This window comes from Sphingomonas sp. SRS2, from assembly GCF_000971055.1.
GTDB lineage: Bacteria > Pseudomonadota > Alphaproteobacteria > Sphingomonadales > Sphingomonadaceae > Rhizorhabdus.
This window is the reverse complement of record NZ_LARW01000059.1, coordinates 1-15362: the sequence shown is the minus strand read 5'-3', so window position 1 is coordinate 15362 and position 15362 is coordinate 1. Positions and strand designations below refer to the sequence as shown.

The window sequence follows — 15362 nt, the reverse complement described above, 5'->3', positions numbered from 1 at the left end:
CCCCACAGCGGAGCGGCGCTCAGGGGAGTGAGTGGACCCTTGACCCCTGTCTTCGCAGCGGCAGGCAAGTTCAGGGTGATGGCTACAACGGGGATATCACGCCATGAGCGGCCTGACCGGTCTCGACATCATCGTGCTGATCGCGATCTTCGGCGGCGCGCTCTTCGGCATGCTGCGCGGCTTCGTCACCGAGGTGATCTCGCTCGGTTCCTGGGTCGCGGCGATCCTCGCGCTCAAGCTGCTGCACACCCCCTTCGCGAAAATGCTGACCGGGGTGGTCGGGAGCGCGAGCGGCGCGAGCGTCCTCGCCTTCGCGCTGCTGTTCCTGATCGTCTATGCGGGCGGCAAGCTGATCGCCGGTTCGATCGGGCGGCGGACGCGCGGCTCGGTGCTTGGGCCGCTCGATCGGGTGCTGGGCTTCGGCTTCGGTGCGCTGAAAGGGCTGATCATCGTCACGCTGGGCTATCTGCTGATCAATCTCGGCTATGACACGCTCTATGGCTCCACCGCCGAACGCCCCGGCTGGATGCGCACTTCGCGAACCCATCCGCTGCTCAACGCGACGGGGCGGTCGATCGTCGACTGGGTCGGGAATCGCCGCAAGGCGGGTGGGCTGGTGGGCAGCGAGCCGAGCAATTCGGCCGAGCCGGCGAAGGGCAAGAAGGCCAACTAAATCTCGTCGCCCCGGCAGAGGCCGGAGCCGCCTCTGCTCATTGCTTCGACCTCATTACAGAGCCGCTGGCGGCCCCGGCCTCCGCCGGGGCGACGCGTGTACGATCCCGCTTGCGTGCATATTTGTTCCTGTTATGTTCCTATCATCATGGCCGAGTCATCCAGACCCTCGCCGCCCCTGGTCAAAGGGCGTGGCGCGACCAACGCCGGGTTGAGCGCGCGCTTCGACGACAAGGCGCGTGAGAGCGACGGCGACTGGCTCGACGCGCGTGAGGACATCGATGGCGAAGGGCCGCCGCTGCGCACCGAAGTGACGATCGAGACGCCGCGCACGATCATCACCCGCAACCAGTCGCCCGACATCGCCTTCGACCGCTCGATCAACGCCTATCGCGGCTGCGAGCATGGCTGCATCTATTGCTTCGCCCGGCCGACCCATGCCTATCAGAACCTGTCGCCGGGGCTCGACTTCGAGACGAAGCTGTTCGCCAAGCCGACTGCGGCGGCGCTGTTGCGCAAGGAACTGGCAAAGCCGAGCTATCGCTGCGAGCCGATGGCGCTGGGCACGAACACCGATCCCTATCAGCCGATCGAGGAGCGCTATCGGATCACCCGCGAAATCCTGGAGGTTCTGTCCGAACATGATCATCCGGTGGTGATCACCACCAAGTCGGCGCGCATCCTGCGCGATCTCGACCTGCTCGGGCCGATGGCGGCGAAGGGGCTGGCGGCGGTGATGATGTCGGTGACGACGCTCGATCCCGCGCTCGCCCGGCGGATGGAGCCGCGCGCATCGGCCCCGGCGCGGCGGATCGGTGCGATTGCCGCGCTATCGAGAGCGGGGGTCCGGACGTCGGTCAGCGTGTCGCCGATCGTGCCCGCGATCAACGATCATGAGATCGAGGCGATTGTCGCGGCGGGCGCAGAGGCGGGGGCGAAGTCGGCCTTCTCGATCGTCGTGCGGTTGCCCCATGAGGTCGCGCCGCTGTTTCGCGAGTGGCTGGCGGTCCACTATCCCGATCGCGCCGCCAAGGTGATGGCGATGATCGCCGCGATGCGCGGCGGGCGCGACAATAATCCGGACTTCTTCGATCGCTTTCGGCCGCAGGGCGCCTATGCGGCGGCGCTGCAGGCGCGGTTCAAGCTGGCCTGCCGCAAACATGGCCTGAATGTCGAGCGGTTCGGCGCCCGCACCGACCTGTTCCGGGTGCCGACCGACCAACTGAATCTGTTCTAAGAGGTTGTTTCACCTGCGTTTCCGCAACCGGGCCGGGCCTGCTTCGTTCTGACGCCAAACCCCGAACACGCAGGAGAGACGTCATGTTGGAGGAAAAGACCACCCGCAGCTTCGCGATCGGCGCGGCGGCCGGATTGACGGCGGGGCTCGCCGCTAACGCCGTGCGAAAGATGTTCGTCCAGGCACCGACCCTGATGGCGGGCGAATGGGACGATGCGCTCGCGGCCGAGCATCAAGCAACGCTCGCGATCTTCGACCAGATTGAAAAGACCGAGGACAAGCACAGCACGCGCCGGGCGATCCTGCTCACCCAGCTAAAGCATGCCCTCGCCAAACATGCACTCGAGGAGGAGAACGCGATCTACGCGGCGCTGCGTGTCCATGGCCAGGTCGCCGAGGCGGATCATCTCAACAGCGACCATGGCTATGTGAAGCAATATCTTTTCGAACTCAGCAGCATGGCCGCCAATCATCCGCAATTCCTGCCGAAGATCCGCGATTTCCGCGCGATGATCGAGACGCATATGCGCGAGGAGGAGGAACGGATCTTCCCGAAGCTGCGGAACATGCTGAGCGAGGAGGAGAACGCCGCGCTGACGAAGGCGATGAACCTGGAGGGGTTGAAGATAGCGTAATTATTTGGCCCTCAAGCGCCGGGCGGCGGCATCCGCCGCCTTGGCTTCCTCGCATAAGCTCGGGCGGCCGTTCGGCCTTGCGGACCGCATTCGCGGTCCGCGACGCGGCAAAATCCCCGAATCAAGTCCAGGGTGACGGTCGGTGTGACGGCGGGCTACCGCTCCAGCAATCTCGGCATCAGTTCGACGAAGTTGCAGGGCATGTGGCGGCTGTCGAGCTGGTGGACAAGGATGTCGTCCCAGCCATCCTTCACCGCGCCAGTCGAGCCGGGCAGCGCGAAGATATAGGTGCCGCGCGCGACGCAGGCGGTGGCGCGCGACTGGATCGTCGAGGTGCCGATCTTGGCATAGCTCAGCCAGCGGAACAGCTCACCAAAGCCGGGGATTTCCTTGTCCCACACCTGCCTGAGCGCTTCGGGGGTGACGTCGCGGCCGGTAACGCCGGTGCCGCCGGTGGTGATGACGCAGTCGACTTGCGGGTCGTCGATCCAGCCGTGGAGACGCGCGGTGATCAGCTCGACATCGTCCTTCACGATCGCGCGGTCGGCGAGGATGTGACCGGCGCCTTCGATCCTCATGACGAGCGTGTCGCCCGAGCGGTCCTGTGAAAGGTCGCGGCTGTCCGAGACGGTTAGCACCGCGATGCAAACGGGGTGAAAGGGGAGGTCTTCCTTGATGGGCATGTCTGTCTCACCGTCAGCCCAGCGAAGGCTGGGTCTCAGGAGACGATGTAGCGCTTGCCGCACGAGATGCCAGCCTTCAGCTTTGCTGAAGTTTATCCTGAGCGCCTGTAAGTCAGTCGAAGGGCTGGCATGACGGGTATCGAGGGGTTCAGTCCGCCGCAGCCGGTGCGCCGAGCGAGGTCATGCGGATCGCGTCGCGGCCGGGCAGGCCGGGAAAGCGCGGCCACAGGCCTTGGCTGATCGCCATGAGGCTGGCCGGCTTGGCGCCCGCCTGACGCTGATACATCCAGTAATTGCGCAGCACGATCGCGACATAGGCGCGGGTTTCGACGAAGGGGATCGATTCGATGAACAGCAGCGGATCGGCGAGGTTGCGGCCGCGCGCGTTCCAGTTGGCAACCGAAGTCGGTCCCGCATTATAAGCGGCAATGACCTTGGGCAGGAGCCCCCCCGTCGCGTTCATGCCGCCGAGTTCGCGCAGATAGGCCTGACCGAGATCGATGCTGGTCGCGGGCTGCGAGAGCGAAGAGGGATCGAGGGTGCGGCCCTGGTGCCGGGCGATCATCTGCGCGGTGCCGGGCATCAGCTGCATCACGCCGCGTGCGCCAGCTGGGCTGGTCGCATCGGTGCGGAACTGCGATTCCTGGAGCGCGTGGGCGAAGATCAGCGCCTTGTCGACCTGCCAGCCCGAAGGCGGGGTCCAGCCGGGCATCGGGTAGCGCGACGATGCGGACAGCCGTGCGCCCGACGGGCCGTTCTGCGCGAGCCATATCTGGGTAGCGGGCAGGTTGAGCCGCGCGGCGAGATGGACGAGCGATTCATGATCGCGGCTCAGCCCGATCCGCGCCTGATGGCGCAGCAGCTGATCGGCCAGTGCGGTCTCCCCGATCTCGGCGAGCGCGGTCGCGCGGCGGACATTCGGGATCGCGCCGATCGCCGACCAGTCGTTGGCGGTCAGCTTCATGTTCGATCCGCCGTCGTCGGTCAGCCCCAGCGCTGCCTGGGAGATCAGGCCGTAGAAGCTTTCCTTCATCCGCGCCGCCGAGCGCAGTCGCGCCTCGACCCGTTCGGGATGGTTGCAGGCCATGTCGGCGCGGCTCGCCCAGTAGAGACCGGCGGCGATCATCTCGGGATCGCGCGCGCGGCTTGAGACCTGTTCGAAGGCGAGGCCGGCGGCGGCGCAGTCCTTCTGCCGCCAGGCGGCGAGGCCGGCGACCCAGTTCGCCTGCACCGCCCAGTCGCCGACGCCCGGACGGGCGCGATCGGCGACGCGGCGGGCATTGGCGTCGTCGCCGGACAGATAATAGGCCCAGGCGACGCGGTGCAGCCATTCGGCCTGCGCCTCGGGTGAAAGATCATTGAGACGGGCAGTGACGAGCACCTCGGCCTCGCTCGGCTGATCGTTGCGGACCATCGGCCCGGCGACCTGCGCCAGCGCGGCGGCGGCACGGTCGTTGCGCTGCGCGCGCGCAGACTGGCGCTTCGACGGACCAGCGAAGCGGATGAGGTCGCGGATTGTCGGCAGCGCGCCGGTCGTCAGGCCCCGACGCGAAGCGATCGCAGCGAGTTCGGCCCCCTGCGGGAGTTCCGCCGAGCTGGTCAGCAACATCGTCACGCTGTCGTCGGACGCCTTGGGTGATCCTTTGGCGAGGATCAGCTCGGCCTCGGCGACATCGGTGAGCGGACCGTTGGGCAGGGCGTCGATCCCGGCGCGGGCGGCCGTCCAGTCATTGCTGCGGATCGCGGCGAAGATGCTGCGATATTTACTGCGCTGGTCGACGGTCAGCCCTGAGACGAGCGGGAGCGGCTGCGCAGCGGCGGCGATGCCCGCGGCGGCGGCCGGCACTGTCACCGCGCTCTGCGCCGCAGCGACCGCGGGGGTTGCGGCCAGCAGGCCGGCGAGAAGCAGCGTACGCATCAACCAAGGGCCTTCATGAGCAATTGCAGGTCTTCCCAGGCACGCCGCTTCTGTTCGGGATGCTGGAGCAGGGTCCGGGGATGGAAGGTCGCGATGGCGGGGACGGCGCCGCCCGCGAGGCTGACATCATGGACGCGCCCGCGCGCCTCGACGAAGCCCATGTTGAGGAAGGCGCGCGAGGGCTGCTCGCCCATCAGCAGCAGGATGCGGGGCCGGGCGAGCGCGACATGGTGCCGCGCCAGTTCACCGAACAACGCGCCCGACGCCTTGTCCACATAACCGCCGGCAGGGCGGCCGGGCGCCATCGCGGCAAGGTAAAGGCTGTCGCGGCCGCGGCCGATCGCGGCGACCATCTTGTCGAACAGTTGCCCCGCTGCGCCCGACAGGAGCTTGCCGGCCAGATGGTCTTCGGCCTCGGGTAGATCGACCAGCACCATGGCGCCGGATGCGGGATCACCCGCCGCCGCGACCCGCGCGGCGAGGGGAATGGAGAGCTTCTCGCTGCCCGCGAGCCAGGCCTGAAAAGCGGGAAGACTGTCGGGGAAGGCCGGCTTTGCGGCTGCCGGCGTTGCCGCGACCGGCGCGGCGCGCGGGGCTTCGGCAGGCGCCGGAGCAGCGCCCGTCACAGGCGCGGCAAAGGCCGGGTCGACCTTCGTCAGCCAGTCGCGCGGCGTCTCGTCGACAAGCACGTCGAGGCCCGCGTCTTGCCACCATGTGACCAGACTCGAGAACGCCTCCGACGATTCTATATTTCCCCCCAAAACCATGAGCGGACTAAAGTAATGTGTTGACGAAGCAGTCAATCTGGGGGCAGCGGCTTTCGGGCGTGACGTTTTTTTGACGGGACGATCGGAAGCAAGGAACAAGGACGGACAAGATGTCGACGCGCGACTCCATGGCATATGATGTCGTGATCGTGGGAGCCGGCCCGGCCGGGCTGGCCGCCGCGATCAGGCTGAAGCAGCTGGCGATAGAGAGCGGCCGCGAGATCGGCGTCTGCGTGCTCGAAAAGGGCTCCGAGGTGGGTGCGCACATCCTGTCCGGCGCGGTGGTCGATCCGATCGCGCTCGACGAACTGCTGCCCGACTGGAAGGACATGGACAGCCCGTTGACCGTGCCGGTCACGGAGAACCATCACTGGATCCTGACCAAGAACCGTCAGTTTTCGATGCCGCATATCGCGATGCCCGGCTTCATGCACAACAAGGGCACCTACACGCTGTCACTCGGCAATCTGTGCCGCTGGCTGGCGGGGCAGGCCGAGAATCTGGGAGTCGAGATATTCCCCGGCTTCGCCGCCGCCGAGATCCTCTACAATGAGGATGGATCGGTGAAGGGCGTCGCGACCGGCGACATGGGCGTCAGCCGCGAAGGCGAGCACAAGCCCGACTATCAGCCCGGCATGGAACTCCACGCGAAGTACACCTTCTTCGCCGAGGGCGTGCGCGGTCATTTGTCGAAGATGCTCAAGGGCAAGTTCGACCTCGAGTCCGATTGCCAGCCGCAGACCTATGCGATCGGCATCAAGGAATTGTGGGATATCGATCCCGACCTGCACGTTCCCGGGCGGGTGATCCACACCCAGGGCTGGCCGCTAACCGACGAGGTCGGCGGCGGCTTCCTCTATCATCAGGCCAATGGCCAGGTCGCGCTCGGCTTCGTGGTCGGGCTCGGCTACAAGAATCCGCACCTCTATCCGTTCGAGGAATTCCAGCGCTGGAAGCAGCACCCGAAGATCCGCGAGATTCTGAAGGGCGGCCGCCGCATCTCGTACGGCGCGCGCGCGATCAACGAGGGCGGCTGGCAGGCAGTGCCGAAGCTGGTCTTCCCCGGCGGCGCGCTGATTGGCTGCTCGGCGGGTTTCGTGAATGTGCCGCGCATCAAGGGCAGCCACACCGCGATGAAATCGGGCATGCTCGCCGCCGAAGCCGCGTTCGACGCGATCGGCGCCGAGCGCGAGGGCGACGAGCTGGCCAGCTATCCAGCGGCGCTCAACGACAGCTGGATCGCCAAGGAGCTAAAGATCGTCCGCAACGCGGAGCCGTTCATCGCCAAGTTCGGGCCCGTCGGTGGCACGCTGCTGGCTGGCGCGGATATGTGGATGCGCAACCTCGGCATCGGGCTGCCCTTCACCCTGAAGCACCACAAGGACAATGAGGGGATGTGGCGCCAGGATATCGCGCCGAAGATCGCCTATCCCAAGCCCGATGGCGTCGTCAGCTTCGACCGTCTCTCCTCGGTGTTCCTGTCGAACACCAATCATGAGGAGGACCAGCCGGTCCATTTGCAGCTGAAAGACCCGACCGTACCGGTCGACATCAACCTGCCCTGGTATGACGCGCCCGAGCAGCGTTATTGCCCGGCAGGGGTCTATGAGATCGTCGGCCGCGAGGAAGGCGATCCGAAGCTCCAGATCAACGCGCAGAACTGCGTCCACTGCAAGACCTGCGACATCAAGGACCCGACCCAGAATATTAACTGGGTGACGCCCGAGGGTGGCGGCGGGCCGAACTACCCGAATATGTGATGTGGGACGGGCCGGGGAAAGTTCCGGCCCGTTTCAGTTGCAAGCGTCGTAATCCCCTGCGCGGCAGGCGGCGACGCGAGCCCGCCATTCGTCGCGCTGACGCTCATAGCGCTCCTGATTGCGGCGATTGGTTTCGCGGACGTCCGCATTGCCACGGTCGCGTTTGTCCACAACCGACTGAGCGCGCTTGTTGAGTTCGATCGTGCGCAGCCGGTCGGCGCGATGCTCGGCGTCCTCCTCTACCTGGGCCTGTGCGGGCAGGGCGACGAGGAGCGATAGCGGGAGCAGGATACGAAGCATATTTCCCGATAGCGGTGCCCAGCTTGCGTCAGCCTTAACCGCAGCGCGCTTGCGTATTGCGCGATGCCCCGATATGCGCCCGGCAATGTCCACTCCGCGCAAAACCCTATCGCTCGGCCGCGCCGCAGCGCCAACCGAGGGCCCCGCGCTCTCGACCGAGGCCGAACTGATCGTCCAGGCGATCCGCCGCAAGCTGTGCATCGTCGCTACCTATAACCGCACGAGCATGCAGATTGCGCCGCAGATCCTCTACACCAAGCATGACGATCTGTTCATCGACGGTGTCGCGGTACTGCGCGATGGCAAGGTTCCCTCGGAGCTGAAGCTCGGCACGTTCAAGCTCGCGGGGCTCAACAATGTCTCGCTGACGGCCGAGACCTTCACCGTCCAGTCGCTCTTCAATCCGGCCGAAGCCAAATATGAGGGCGTGACGATCGCTAAAGTCGCTTAGCGCAGCGTCGAGGCCATCCGCCACCAGCCCGGACGGGCGGCGGCGATAGTCATATCCGCGGCATCACGCCGATCCAGCGTTTCGAACAATGCGAAGCAGGTCGCGCCCGATCCAGACATCCGGGCGAGGAGCGCGCCTGGCTGCGCCGCCAGCATCGTGACGATGTCGCCGATCACCGGGCATAGCGCCCTGGCTGGCGGTTCGAGGTCGTTGCGGCCGGCCAGCGCCGCCGCGAGCGGATCTCCGCCAGCGAGTGGGCCGCGATCGATCCCGTCCCACGCCTTGAAGACCGGCCCGGTCGCCAGCGCGATGCGCGGGTTGACGAGGAGCAGCGGCAGGCCGGTAAGGGTGGTCGCCTCAACCGGCAGCAGATCGTCGCCGCGCCCGTCGCCCCGCAACGTGACCGACGCGAGGCAGGCGGGCACGTCCGCGCCGAGATCGCGGGCCAGCGCGGCGACGCGTGGATCGTCGAGCGTCATCGCGTAGCGGCGGCACAACAAGCGCATAACCGCCGCCGCGTCGGCCGATCCGCCGCCGATCCCCGCCGCGACGGGGAGCATCTTGTCGAGCAGGATGGCGGGCGCGGGCTCGCCGGCCAGCGCGGCGAGCCGCCGCGCGGCGCGCATCACCAGATTATGGTCGGGATCTTCGCCCGCCAGCGCCCCGGCGAAGGGGCCGCGCAGTGACAGGCGCGCGTCGCCGTCTATCGTCTCGATCAGGTCGCCACGGTCGGCGAAGGCGAAGATTGTTTCGATATCATGATAGCCGTCGGCCCTGCGCCGCCGGACATGGAGCGCGAGGTTGATCTTGGCATAGGCCGTTTCGGCGTTGGTGGTGGCGGTCACGGTAACAAGGCTATTTGGCGGTGAGCGCGTCGCCCGGGCCATCGGAAAGCTTGCGGTTGATCCGCTCGGCGCTCGGCTTGTCGGCCTGGACGAGCGCGGCGCGCCAGGCGTAGCGCGCCTCGATCCGCCGGCCCGCCGCCCAATAGGCGTCGCCGAGATGCTCGTTCATCACCGACTGGCCGGGATCGCCCGACACCGCGCGTTCGAGCGCGGCGATCGCCCCGGCATAATTGCCGCGCTTGTAATAGAGCCAGCCGAGCGAATCGGCGATTGCGGCGTCATTGGGATCGAGCCCGCTCGCCCGTTCGATATAGGCCTGCGCCTCAGCGAGATTCTCACCCCGGTCGAGCATGCCGTAGCCGATATAGTTGAGGATGATCGCCTGACCGGGGGCCAGCGCATTGGCCTGATGCAGCAATATCTTTGCGCCCGCCCAGTCGCCCGACCGGTCGAGCGCGCCGGCCTTTAGGAATATATGGATCCAGTTCAGCTTGCCGTCCGCCTTGCCGAGATCGAGCGCTCGCTGATAGGCCTGCGCGGCCTCGGCCGGCCGGTCGAGATCGGACAATATGCCGCCCAGATCCATGAACGCCGATGGGCCAGCATCGGGCCGTGCGGCGACCTTCTTCGCTTCGGCGAGCGCCGCTTCCTTGTCGCCCTTCGCGAGCAGGATGCCGCTGCGCTGCTGGCGTCCGGCTTCGGCCAGCGGATTGTCGACGGGCACCCTGGCGAGCGCCGCCAGCGCCGCCTCGTGATAGCCGTTGGAGGCGAGCAGATCGGCGGTGGCGATGGTCGCGGCGGCATTGTCGGGCGCGAGATAATTGGCGAGGCGGGCGAGCTGGAGCGAGACCGGCGAGCGCCCGTCATTGCCCTTCACGTCGATCGCGAGTTGGGCAAGCAGCTCGGCAAGGCCGAGCGCGGGGGTGTCGATCGCGCCGATGACGGGCCGGCCAGCGGCGACCGCGGCGCGGGCGATCTCGAGCTCCGGCGCGCGTCCCTGCAGGATCTGCGCGGCGTTGGCGGCGTCGCCGCGGCGCATGAGCAAGGCGGCGGCGGCAAGTTGCAGCCGCACGGCGCGCGCGTCATTGGCGGCCATCAACCGGCGCAGGTCGCCGAGTATATCGGTGCGGCCGGCGGCGAGCGCGATCAGCAGATAATGATCGCGGGCATAGGCATTGGCGAGCTGGGAGCCCGCCGATGGCGCGACCAGCCGGGCCGGATCGTCCTTGCGCTGACCAAGCGCGACCCAGCCGCGCATTACCGGCGCGAGAAAGGCGAACACCTGCTCGCGCTCCAGCCGGTTTACGACGATCGAGGCGCGGTTCCAGTCCCTGACGTTCACCGCGTCGGCCAGCAGCATCAGCACCGCGTCGGGCGGCAGCGCCGACAGCCGGTCGAGCTGCTGCGCGGCCTGGCTGGCCAGCTTGAAATTGCCGGCGGTGAGCGCCTGCCGATAGGTGCGCAGCGCTAGGCGCTTGTCCTGGGGCGCGGCCTGAAGCAGGCGGGCATAGCTGCTGGCCGCGGCATCGGGCATGCCCGCGGCGTCGGCTAGGCGCGCGCGGACATATTGGCGCATCTCCGACGAGTTTTCGGTGATACTGGCCTGACCCATGCCGGGCGTGGCGATCAGCAAAGCCGTTGCAACATATCCAATTTTTAGCCGCACGTCAGACTCCGCCCTCAAACCGGGCGGTCTCTATCGCAGAATATCGGCGGCGGACCAAGTTTGCTGAGATGAAACTCGCAAGGCAATTTATGCTATTGCGAATAAATATCAACAGCGCTATCGGTTTTCGACAATGCTGATGACGCAGACACGGCCCCTGCCCCGGGGCCGCGGGCGCCGGCCCGCCCGCTTCTTGTGCCCTAACGATGGGGGCGGATGCGGGCCGGCGCCAACCACTCTGGAAGAGCGTCACGGGTGCGCTAGGATAGGCGGATGATTCGCCGCCTTCTTTTGCTAGTCGCCCTCATCCTCTGTCCGCCGGTCCTCGCCGCCCCTTCGAAGGTGCGGGTGGCGCTCAAGACAAGCGAGGGGACGATCACCGTCGCAGTTGATGTTCGCCGCGCGCCGATCACCGCGAATAATTTCCTGGCCTATGTCGATCAGAAGAAGTTCGACGGCACCAGCTTCTACCGCGCCGCGCCGGCGCGGGGGAATGCGGCCATGGGCCTTATCCAGGGCGGGATCCGCCGCGCGGCGATCCGCTCGCTGCTGCCGATCGCGCATGAGCCGACCAGCAGGACCGGACTGCGCCACGTCGACGGCACGATATCGATGGCGCGCGGCGCGCCGGGCAGCGCGATGGGCGATTTCTTCATTCTGGCGGGCCCGTCTCCGGCGATGGATGCGCGGCCCGGCGGACAGGGCGACAGCGCCGGCTATGCCGCGTTCGGAAAGGTGGTTTCGGGCATGCCGGTGGTGAAGCGAATCCTGGCCGCGAAGACCTGGCCCGGCGGGGCCGGGGCGATGAAGGGGCAGATGATCCGCAAGCCGATCGTGATCATCGAGGCGAGGCGGGTGGATTAGACGCCCGCCGACCCCATTTCGTCATTCCAGCGAATGCTGGAATCTTTTGAGGCCAGAGCGCCCGAATTTTTCTGAGATGCCAGCCTTCGCCGAAATGACGATCAGATATCCGGTTACCGCGCCGCGTTGGCGAAAGTGCCATCGACCCAGACCAGCGGGGTGATCTCGTCATGATTGACGACATTCTCGACCTCTCCGATGAACAGCGTGTGGGTGCTGACATCGATCGTCTGGGTGACGCGGCACATCAGGCTGGCGAGCGCATCGTCGAGGACGAGGACGCCGTCGGCGCCCGGGGTCCAGCCGCCGTCTTCGAAGCGTTGGAGGCCTTTTTTCTTGCCGCTGAAGATGCCGACCAGATCCTGATGGCGATCGGCGAGCAGGTTGACGCAGAAGCGCTCGGACGACGACAGCACCGGATGGATGCTCGCCGTGCGATTGACGGCGATCAGCAGTGTCGGCGGATCGGCGGTCACGGACATCACCGCCGTGGCGGCCATCCCGGTGCATTTATCGTCGCGGCCGGCGGTAATCAGGGCGATCGTGGTGGCGAGCCGGCGCATGGCGTGGCGAAAGCCGTCCCTGATTTCGTCGTCGGTCACATGAATCTCCTCTTCCGCGCTGAGCAAAGCCGCTATCGAAATACCGCAGCCCACGCAACGTTGCCGGGACCCATCGTCTAGGGCGAAGCGCGGCGCGCTTCCAATGATGTTTACTCTAATGATCGTGGCCTCATGTCACCGTCGGGCCGATTTGGGATGAATGCCGTCCGCCATCGCCAAGCGCCGCTTTTCTTTTCGTGGCCAAGCGCGTATGGCGACGCCGATTCCACGCGAGATGTTTAAGAGGCTGCGGTTTGGCGAAAGAAGAGTTGCTGGAAATGCGCGGGCAGGTGGTTGAGCTTCTGCCCAACGCCATGTTCCGGGTTAAGCTGGAAAATGACCATGAGATTCTCGGTCATACCGCCGGCAAGATGCGCAAGAACCGGATCCGCGTGCTCGTCGGCGACGAAGTGCTCGTCGAGCTGACGCCCTATGATCTGACCAAGGGTCGCATCACCTATCGTTTCAAATAAGGACGGCGGCGTGTCATCAATTGACCCAGGCCGGCCTGCAAATGCTGCTTTTCTGCGCGTCCGGTGCTCATGTACATTAAAGTACGCTGCGCGCCGGTTCTCGAAAAACACCATTTTCGGCTCGCCCTGAGTCAATTGATGACACGCCTTTGTCGCCGCTGATGACTCCCCTCATTTTGGCTTCGGGCAGTCCGCGCCGGGCCGAACTGATCGGCCGGCTGGGGATTCGCCCCAGCGACATCGATCCCGCCGATATCGACGAGACCCCGCTGAAGGGCGAGGATTCCGCGCGCTATGCCGCGCGCGTTGCCGCAGCCAAGGCGGCGCTGGTGGCGGCGCGGCATCCGGGTGCGCTGGTGTTGGGAGCCGACACGGTCGTCGCCGCCGGCCGGCGGATATTGCCCAAGACGGAGGATGTCGCCGAAGCCCGGGCCTGCCTGCAGCTTTTGTCGGGGCGGCGGCACCGCGTCCATTCGGCGGTGACGCTGATCGATGCGGCGGGCGTCGCGCGGCACCGCCTGTCGACCAGCATCGTGGCCTTCAAGCGGCTGACCGTCGCCGAGATCGAAGCCTATCTTGCCGGTGGCGAATGGCGGGGCAAGGCGGGTGGCTATGCTATTCAAGGCTATGCCGAAAGCTGGGTGCGGATGCTGTCGGGCAGCCATTCGGGGGTTATGGGCCTGCCGCTGTTCGAAACCCGCGCGTTGCTCGTCGCGGCCGGGCTGCTGCCCGATTCCGATGCGTGAATGGCTATATGAGGCCGGCATCGGCGAGATACGCGCTGCGCTGATCGAGGATGGCGCGATCGTCGCCGCCGCGATCGAGGCCGACGACGACGGGGTGCGCGCCGGGACGATCGCCTGGGCGCGGCTGAGCCGCATCGTCATACCAGGCCGGCGGGCGATCGTGACGCTCGACGGTGGCGAGGATGCGCTGATCGAACCGGTGCCCAAGGGGGTATCCGAAGGGGCGCGACTGCTCGTGGAGATTCATCGCGCTTCGCTGCCTGAGCCAGGCCGCGCCAAGCTGGCGATCGCGCGGCAGGCGGCGGCCGACGCCGTGGCCGCCGATGCGCCCACCTTATTGGAACGGATAGAGGCGAGCGGCGAATCGCTGCGCCAGCTTCAGCCGCATCAGCCTGACGCGCTGGAGGCGGCGGGCTGGTCCGAATTGATCGAGGAGGCCGCGACCGGCCTTACCGATTTCGAGGGCGGCGCGCTGCGCCTGTCGCTGACGCCGGCGATGAGCCTGATCGATGTCGACGGCTGGCTGGGTCTGGCAGAACTGGCGGTAGCGGGGGCAGGGGCGGCGGCGCGGATGATCGTGCGCCATGGCATCACCGGCTCGATCGGCATCGACCTGCCGACCGCGGGCAGCAAGGCGGCGCGGCAGGCGGCGGCCGACGCGGTCGACGCGATCCTGCCGCAGCCATTCGAGCGCACCGCCGTCAACGGTTTCGGCTTTCTCCAGATCGTCCGCCGCCGCGCGCAGGCGTCGCTGCCCGAGCGTATACAGGGTGATCCGCTGGGCGTGGCCGCGCGCGGATTGCTGCGCCGGGCTGAACGTACCCCGGGGGCAGGGACGCGGACGCTGGTCGCCGCTCCTGCCGTCATCGCCCTGATCGGGAAGCGCGAAGACTGGCAGGCCGGGCTCGCCCGCCGGATCGGTGCGCCGATCGGCTTGCGCGCCGAGGCCAGGCTCGCCATATCGGCGGGATATGTCGATGCAGAAAACCCCTAAATGCCCCGTCTGCCGCAAGCCGGAAACCGCGCAGCATTCGCCGTTCTGCAGCCAGGGCTGCCGCGATCGCGACCTGTTAAAATGGCTGGACGAGGGATATCGCATTCCCGGGCCGCCGGCCGATCCGGCGAGCGATCACGAAGCTGAATAATTTGGCAAAAGCGGGCTGGACAGAATGATTGGCCCCCCTCTATAGGCACGCCTCCAGCGCTATCGTGCCCAGGTAGCTCAGTTGGTAGAGCATGCGACTGAAAATCGCAGTGTCGGCGGTTCGATCCCGTCCCTGGGCACCATTTTCCTCCCTTTGACAGAGCAGTGCGGTGAGCCGATTGGGCATCGCCGTGATTAGTGGCGGAATTGCGGGGTTTCCTCGCTCGCTATGCATCAAGCACCGTGCTTGGAGACGTTTTAACGCACTGACAATCGGGGATCGACGTGGGCTGTTCTCGTTCGCCCCCAATTCGCGGTCGCCTGATGCGCTCCAGTTTGGCTGCAAGAGGAGCATCTTTGCTTCGACTGTCGAGACAGCTGCCCCATTCGTGGGAACAATAGGCGAGCCTCAAATAGCAATCGCATCTTGCTGCACATCGCATCCGCCGACCGCGCGTTCCGACGAAAGAGGCATGGGTTCGCACCATGCTCGTGGTCGTGCCGGTCTCATCGATGAACACCAGCGACTGGAAGTCGAACCCGGCCTGCGCCGCCTGCCAGATCGCACGTGCTATCGCGACGTCGGGCCGGTCTTGCTC

At 66.3% G+C, this 15362-nt stretch carries 17 protein-coding genes and 1 tRNA gene; 11 read left to right on the top strand and 7 right to left on the bottom strand.

Features of this window, described 5'->3' with window-relative positions; genetic code table 11:
• Nucleotides 1–103: 103 nt before the first annotated feature.
• The 3 genes from WP12_RS05140 to WP12_RS05130 all read left to right on the top strand — a co-directional run bounded on the left by WP12_RS05140 (nucleotide 104) and on the right by WP12_RS05130 (nucleotide 2544).
• Nucleotides 104–673 (top strand): CvpA family protein, encoded by a 570-nt coding sequence (locus tag WP12_RS05140; RefSeq protein WP_046192690.1) that lies wholly within the window; start codon nucleotides 104–106, stop codon nucleotides 671–673.
• A 147-nt stretch (nucleotides 674–820) separates the two neighbouring features.
• On the top strand, nucleotides 821–1909 hold the full coding sequence (locus WP12_RS05135; RefSeq protein ID WP_046192689.1) for a PA0069 family radical SAM protein: 1089 nt from the start codon (nucleotides 821–823) through the stop codon (nucleotides 1907–1909).
• An 83-nt stretch (nucleotides 1910–1992) separates the two neighbouring features.
• A complete protein-coding gene (locus WP12_RS05130; RefSeq protein WP_046192688.1) occupies nucleotides 1993–2544 on the top strand; it encodes a hemerythrin domain-containing protein in 552 nt (183 codons plus the stop codon).
• 155 nt (nucleotides 2545–2699) lie between these two features.
• Here WP12_RS05130 and moaB read toward each other — a convergent pair whose 3' ends face one another.
• The 3 genes from moaB to WP12_RS05115 all read right to left on the bottom strand — a co-directional run bounded on the left by moaB (nucleotide 2700) and on the right by WP12_RS05115 (nucleotide 5912).
• Complete coding sequence (gene moaB, locus WP12_RS05125; RefSeq protein WP_046192687.1) at nucleotides 2700–3227, bottom strand: molybdenum cofactor biosynthesis protein B; 528 nt, start codon at nucleotides 3225–3227, stop codon at nucleotides 2700–2702.
• A 148-nt stretch (nucleotides 3228–3375) separates the two neighbouring features.
• Nucleotides 3376–5145 (bottom strand): lytic transglycosylase domain-containing protein, encoded by a 1770-nt coding sequence (locus WP12_RS05120; RefSeq protein WP_046192686.1) that lies wholly within the window; start codon nucleotides 5143–5145, stop codon nucleotides 3376–3378.
• On the bottom strand, nucleotides 5145–5912 hold the full coding sequence (locus tag WP12_RS05115; protein ID WP_046192685.1) for a uracil-DNA glycosylase: 768 nt from the start codon (nucleotides 5910–5912) through the stop codon (nucleotides 5145–5147). Before WP12_RS05115 ends, WP12_RS05120 begins: the two co-directional genes overlap by 1 nt.
• 110 nt (nucleotides 5913–6022) lie before the next feature.
• Here WP12_RS05115 and WP12_RS05110 point away from each other — a divergent pair, with 110 nt between their 5' ends.
• On the top strand, nucleotides 6023–7672 hold the full coding sequence (locus tag WP12_RS05110; RefSeq protein ID WP_046192684.1) for an electron transfer flavoprotein-ubiquinone oxidoreductase: 1650 nt from the start codon (nucleotides 6023–6025) through the stop codon (nucleotides 7670–7672).
• A 33-nt stretch (nucleotides 7673–7705) separates the two neighbouring features.
• Here the strand turns inward: WP12_RS05110 and WP12_RS05105 are convergent, their stop codons facing one another.
• Nucleotides 7706–7972: a hypothetical protein gene (locus WP12_RS05105; protein ID WP_046192683.1), complete on the bottom strand. Its 267-nt coding sequence runs from the start codon at nucleotides 7970–7972 to the stop codon at nucleotides 7706–7708.
• Between the two features lie 85 nt (nucleotides 7973–8057).
• Between WP12_RS05105 and WP12_RS05100 the strand changes: the two genes are divergently transcribed.
• Entirely contained in the window at nucleotides 8058–8423 is a 366-nt protein-coding gene (locus tag WP12_RS05100; RefSeq protein WP_046192682.1) for a hypothetical protein, read from the top strand.
• Here the strand turns inward: WP12_RS05100 and WP12_RS05095 are convergent.
• Nucleotides 8420–9268: a 4-(cytidine 5'-diphospho)-2-C-methyl-D-erythritol kinase gene (locus WP12_RS05095; RefSeq protein WP_046192726.1), complete on the bottom strand. Its 849-nt coding sequence runs from the start codon at nucleotides 9266–9268 to the stop codon at nucleotides 8420–8422. The two genes, WP12_RS05100 and WP12_RS05095, sit on opposite strands and share 4 nt — an antisense overlap.
• Nucleotides 9269–9278: 10 nt before the next feature.
• Nucleotides 9279–10934 carry a tetratricopeptide repeat protein gene (locus WP12_RS05090; RefSeq protein WP_046192681.1) on the bottom strand — a complete coding sequence of 552 codons (1656 nt, stop codon included), beginning with the start codon at nucleotides 10932–10934 and terminating at the stop codon, nucleotides 9279–9281.
• A gap of 273 nt (nucleotides 10935–11207) precedes the next feature.
• Between WP12_RS05090 and WP12_RS05085 the strand changes: the two genes are divergently transcribed.
• Nucleotides 11208–11798 carry a peptidylprolyl isomerase gene (locus tag WP12_RS05085; protein WP_046192680.1) on the top strand — a complete coding sequence of 197 codons (591 nt, stop codon included), beginning with the start codon at nucleotides 11208–11210 and terminating at the stop codon, nucleotides 11796–11798.
• A 113-nt stretch (nucleotides 11799–11911) separates the two neighbouring features.
• On the opposite strand, the gene WP12_RS05080 is transcribed toward WP12_RS05085, so the two are convergent.
• The gene (locus WP12_RS05080; RefSeq protein WP_046192725.1) at nucleotides 11912–12400 is read right to left on the bottom strand and encodes a flavin reductase family protein; all 489 of its coding nucleotides are present in this window, start codon (nucleotides 12398–12400) and stop codon (nucleotides 11912–11914) included.
• Between the two features lie 254 nt (nucleotides 12401–12654).
• Between WP12_RS05080 and infA the strand changes: the two genes are divergently transcribed.
• The 5 genes from infA (at nucleotide 12655) to WP12_RS05055 (ending at nucleotide 14906) form a co-directional block, all read left to right on the top strand.
• Nucleotides 12655–12873 (top strand): translation initiation factor IF-1, encoded by a 219-nt coding sequence (gene infA, locus WP12_RS05075; protein WP_010162480.1) that lies wholly within the window; start codon nucleotides 12655–12657, stop codon nucleotides 12871–12873.
• 161 nt (nucleotides 12874–13034) lie between these two features.
• A complete protein-coding gene (locus WP12_RS05070; protein WP_046192724.1) occupies nucleotides 13035–13619 on the top strand; it encodes a Maf family protein in 585 nt (194 codons plus the stop codon).
• Nucleotides 13612–14613: a hypothetical protein gene (locus tag WP12_RS25480; RefSeq protein WP_046192679.1), complete on the top strand. Its 1002-nt coding sequence runs from the start codon at nucleotides 13612–13614 to the stop codon at nucleotides 14611–14613. The genes WP12_RS05070 and WP12_RS25480 overlap by 8 nt, the downstream gene beginning before the upstream one ends.
• On the top strand, nucleotides 14591–14764 hold the full coding sequence (locus WP12_RS05060) for a DNA gyrase inhibitor YacG (protein WP_235398973.1): 174 nt from the start codon (nucleotides 14591–14593) through the stop codon (nucleotides 14762–14764). The genes WP12_RS25480 and WP12_RS05060 overlap by 23 nt, the downstream gene beginning before the upstream one ends.
• A gap of 66 nt (nucleotides 14765–14830) precedes the next feature.
• Nucleotides 14831–14906, top strand: a tRNA-Phe gene (locus WP12_RS05055).
• Nucleotides 14907–15362: the final 456 nt, after the last annotated feature.

Excerpts from the sequence above, each read along its gene's own strand:
- WP12_RS05140 (WP_046192690.1), top strand. The coding sequence starts at position 104 with ATGAGCGGCCTGACCGGTCTCGACATCATCGTGCTGATCGCGATCTTC.
- WP12_RS05120 (WP_046192686.1), bottom strand. The coding sequence starts at position 5,145 with ATGCGTACGCTGCTTCTCGCCGGCCTGCTGGCCGCAACCCCCGCGGTC.
- WP12_RS25480 (WP_046192679.1), top strand. The coding sequence starts at position 13,612 with ATGCGTGAATGGCTATATGAGGCCGGCATCGGCGAGATACGCGCTGCG.
- WP12_RS05070 (WP_046192724.1), top strand. The coding sequence starts at position 13,035 with ATGACTCCCCTCATTTTGGCTTCGGGCAGTCCGCGCCGGGCCGAACTG.
- WP12_RS05085 (WP_046192680.1), top strand. The coding sequence starts at position 11,208 with ATGATTCGCCGCCTTCTTTTGCTAGTCGCCCTCATCCTCTGTCCGCCG.
- WP12_RS05105 (WP_046192683.1), bottom strand. The coding sequence starts at position 7,972 with ATGCTTCGTATCCTGCTCCCGCTATCGCTCCTCGTCGCCCTGCCCGCA.
- WP12_RS05060 (WP_235398973.1), top strand. The coding sequence starts at position 14,591 with ATGTCGATGCAGAAAACCCCTAAATGCCCCGTCTGCCGCAAGCCGGAA.
- WP12_RS05115 (WP_046192685.1), bottom strand. The coding sequence starts at position 5,912 with ATGGTTTTGGGGGGAAATATAGAATCGTCGGAGGCGTTCTCGAGTCTG.
- WP12_RS05100 (WP_046192682.1), top strand. The coding sequence starts at position 8,058 with ATGTCCACTCCGCGCAAAACCCTATCGCTCGGCCGCGCCGCAGCGCCA.
- WP12_RS05110 (WP_046192684.1), top strand. The coding sequence starts at position 6,023 with ATGTCGACGCGCGACTCCATGGCATATGATGTCGTGATCGTGGGAGCC.
- WP12_RS05135 (WP_046192689.1), top strand. The coding sequence starts at position 821 with ATGGCCGAGTCATCCAGACCCTCGCCGCCCCTGGTCAAAGGGCGTGGC.
- moaB (WP_046192687.1), bottom strand. The coding sequence starts at position 3,227 with ATGCCCATCAAGGAAGACCTCCCCTTTCACCCCGTTTGCATCGCGGTG.
- WP12_RS05130 (WP_046192688.1), top strand. The coding sequence starts at position 1,993 with ATGTTGGAGGAAAAGACCACCCGCAGCTTCGCGATCGGCGCGGCGGCC.